The following is a 3,892-nucleotide window of genomic DNA, read 5'->3' on the forward strand; positions in this document are numbered from 1 at the left end:
CCCGGCGGCTCCGGCCGCTCCAGCCGCCGGACCGGCCCCCGGCGTCGCGGAGGCCGCCGCCCCGCCCGCCTCGCCCGGCTCGGTCGCCTCCGTGAGCGAGGCCGGCGCCGCCTCCGGGATCCACCGCACCTCGCCCGTCCCGAGGGCCACCGTCGCCCGTACCCGCATGGGCCCGTCCCCGCGCCGCGACAGGACGGCCAGCGAGCCCACCCGCGCCGGGGCACCCCCGCCGAGCCGGGCCGCCCACTCCCGCTCGGCCCGCCGCGGATCCCCGCTCCGGCCCAGCGTCAGGTGAGGGGTCCAGCCGCCCGCGCGGCCCGCGCAGTCCGGGAACCGGTCCACCAGGGCCCGGCGCAGCTCCTGCCAGGGGGCGTCACCGCCCGTGCCCGCCGCCGGGTCCAGCCACAGCGTGGCCTCCTCCCGGTGCCCGAAGGAGTGCACCCCCTCCAGCCGGGCCGTGAACGGCCGCGTGCCGGCCGCGACACCGGCCAGCAGCGGCAGGGCCTCCTCGAAGGAGGACTCCGGCACGAAGCCGAACAGCAGGTTCACGTGCGCGGGCCAGCGGTCGGCCCCCGGGTCGTGGGCCCGGCGCAGCTCCTCGACCGCCGGCTCGTGCGGCGGCAGCCACGCCACCGCCGTCCGCGCCGTCACCGGTACGCCGCTCAGCGCGGCTCCCGCGTCCGGGGCCCCGTACTCCACCGTGGCCTCCACCCCGAAGTGGTCGGAGGTGAACAGCCCCTCCGGCCCCGGCACATCGCCCCGCAGCGCGGCCGCCCGCACCCGGAGGCACCCGGACGGCCGCAGCAGGATCCGGTCCAGCCGGCCCGCCCGGCCCGACAGCGATGCCAGGGCGGCCAGCGGGTTCACCCCCGGGTCGAAGGTCGGGGTGTCGTCCGCCGGGCCGTGCACCTCGGTCCAGGCGTCCCGCAGCCCCAGTGCGGCGGCGGGCCCCTGGTCCCCCGAACGGCCGTCGTTGAAGTCGCCGAGCAGCGCGAAGCCGAAGCCGCCGTCGACGACGGCCGGCCCCTCGGCGAGCCGTGCCAGTTCGTCCTCCCGCCGCCCGGCCCCGTTCTCGGAGTGATCGCTGCTCAGGTGCGTCGCCGCGACCACCAGCGGGCCGCCCTCCGTGTCCACGGTGACGGCGGTGACCGCCTTGTGCCGGCCCAGTCGGTGCAGGCCCGCCTCCCGCACCGGCAGCCGGCTCAGCAGCAGCAGCCCGTTGTCGGCCACGTCCGTACCGTCCGGATCGGTGCCCAGCCAGTACCCCTCCCGCACCCACGGTTCGGCCAACAACATGGCGAGCAGCGCCGGTTCGACCTCCTGGAGCGCGATGACGTCGGCGTCGGCGGCCGCCAGAGCGGCCAGCAGCCGCGGCCTGCGCAGCGCGGTGGCGATGCGCGGGGCGTCGTACCGGTCCCACAGGACGTTCCAGGTCAGCAGCCGCACCCGCGCCGGGGGACGCACGGCGGGTCCGGCTGCCGCCGGCCGCCAGCCACCGCCGTCCGCCGGGTCCCACGCGTGCGGGGTCCGGGCGGCGAAGAACGGGGTCGTCAGCACGCGGACGGCGCCCACCCGCCCGGCCCGCGTCTCGTCGATCCGGTCCACCCCGGTGGCCCGGTCCCACACCAGTTCGTCGTCGGCCTCGACGAACAGCACCCGGTGCCAGGGGATGTCCCCACCCGGCACGAAGGAGGGCAGCGGCACCCGCTTGGGGGCCGCGCCGCGCTGGAGGAGGCCGAGGGTGAACCGCGCCGGGTCGAAGCGGGGGTCCCAGCGGACCTGGTGGTACAGCTGCTCACTGGTGCGCATCAGACGCCCTCCCCTTCGCCTTCGCCGCGCGCCGGTCCCGGCCCGCCCACGGTGTCCTCGACCGTGCCGCCCGCGCCCACGTACCAGGTGCGGTGCGCCTCCCCGGGGTACGGAGGGGCGAACCGGCGCAGCTGCGCCGCCAGCACCGCTTCGGGTACGGGGTGGGGGCGCACGGAGTTGCGCCGCACCAGCTCGGGCTCCCCGACCAGCACCACGACCTGGGTGACCAGTGCGTTGCGGCGCCGTGCGACCGCCCCGGCGAGGCTTCGCTGCCGTTCCGTCAGGGAGGTGGCGTCCCACACCACGGTGCCACCCGCGGCCAGCGCCCGGTCCAGCCGCTCCAGGCCCTCGCGCAGCACCTCCGGGTTGGCCCGCTGGTCGGCGCGCGCACCGCGGGCGGAGCGCAAGTCGTCCAGGCTGACGTACGCGTCGGCTCCCGTCAGGCTCCGGGCGAACGTGCTCTTCCCGCTGCCCGAGGGGCCGCACAGCTGCACGAGCCGGGGGAAGGACCCGGCGTCGCGCCAGCGCCAGGTCGCCGCCACCGCCTCCTCGGGGGTCGACAGCGCGCCCCGCCCGTAGGCCTCGCGGGCCTCGGCCCAGCAGCGGTCGGCGGCGTCCCCGTCCAGGCCGGCGAGGGCCTGCCGCAGTGCCGTCCGCAGGCCGCGCAGCGGGTCCGGGGCGAGCAGCCCCGCATCCTCCGCACACAGCGCGGACCACTCCACGCACTCCCGCGCTTCGGGGTCGTCCTCGCCGCCCGGCAACGCCGCCGCCAGCGCGTGCAGCACCCCGAGGTCGGCCGCCGCCGCCATCCGGACCAGCCCGGCCCGCCGTTCCTCGTCCGGGAACGGTCGCCGCAGGGCCGGGTACAGCCCGACCAGGTCCGCCACCCGCCGGGCGGCCGCCATCCCGAGCGGCCCGGCCGCGAGCCGCGCGCCGAGGGCGGCCCGTGGTTCGCGGTGCAGCGCGGCGGCCAGGACCCCGGCCAGCCGGGCGTCCCCGGTGCGGCCGGCGCCGTCGAGCCGGGCGGTGACCTCGGCGACGCAGCGCCCGGCAACGGCCTCGGCCCCGTTGTCCTCCGTGGCCGGGTCGGGGCMGGATCCGACTGCGGCCAGCAGCCCGGCCACGTCCGGCTCGGAGCCCGAACGGACCGCCCACAGCGGGGCGTTCGCGCCGAGCCCGTTCGGGACGACGGGTGCGTACATCCAGTGGGTGTCGGTCTGCACGTGGCCGCCGCGGACCCACTTGGCCACGTAGCGGCCGAAGTCCTCGCGCCGGAAGCCCGCCGTGGTGCGGACGACGTAGCCCTCCTGGCGGGTGGTGTCGATCCGCAGCCGGCGCAGCGCGCGCTCGTCGTAGACGCCCCGCCAGAGCACGCGCGGCGCGGGGACACCGAGCCGCCGCAGGAAGCGCACGGTCCGGTCCCAGCCGAGGCAGTGGTCGCCGTCCCACACGGAGAACCCGTAGAACCAGCTGTCGAGTTCCTCGTAGGCGAGCGAATGGCGGGCGTAGAGGTTCTCCCCGCACACCCGTCGGCCCTCCGGTATGCCGGAACCGATCCGGCCCTGGAGGCCCTTGACCCAGGCGCGGGACGGGTGGTGCCCCGAATCGAGGGAGCGGGCGTGCAGGCCGTCCCGGTAGAGAGTGGTGTTCTCCCCGTCGAGCTTCTCGGTGACGACCACCTCGCGGCCGGCCAGCGCAGACGGCCCGCTCGCGCGCACGTCGTCCGGCGTGGCGCCCGGGGACCACGGCAGGTGCGCCGTACGGGGGTAGTGCGTGCGCATGATCGGGCTCCTGGCGGGTGACGGGACGTCCGGTCACTCTAGGTATCCGGAGCAGGAGCATCCACTCAATTTGCCGCGGCTACCGGGCCCTGGCCCCGACCGGTGGACCGGGCGGCGCCTGACGCGCCGTCGGTGACGCCCCCGGCGTCAGTGGCACAGGGCGACGATGGACGGGTCGACCCTCCCGCGGGCCGCCGCGCACAGGGGTGCCATGTCGAACGTGCGCCCCGGCGCCGGCCGGGGCGCGGCCGGTGCGGGCCGTCGCGCGGCCGGCCTGGGCCGACGGGCGCGCGGCTCGGGGG

General features: G+C 77.9%; 2 protein-coding genes. Both read right to left on the bottom strand.

The genetic code is table 11. The features are described from left to right. Window positions 1-1,809, bottom strand: a 1,809-nt coding sequence (locus tag AB4039_RS41680) for an RNA repair domain-containing protein (RefSeq protein WP_442273244.1), incomplete at its 3' end; no start/stop codon positions are given. Beyond that, window positions 1,809-3,590, bottom strand: coding sequence for an RNA ligase family protein (locus tag AB4039_RS41685; RefSeq protein ID WP_442273245.1), 1,782 nt, complete (start codon window positions 3,588-3,590; stop codon window positions 1,809-1,811). The genes AB4039_RS41680 and AB4039_RS41685, both read right to left, overlap by 1 nt. Window positions 3,591-3,892 lie beyond the last annotated feature (302 nt).

The organism is Streptomyces sp. M-16 (genome assembly GCF_052114405.1).
In the GTDB taxonomy this organism is placed as follows: Bacteria; Actinomycetota; Actinomycetes; order Streptomycetales; family Streptomycetaceae; genus Streptomyces.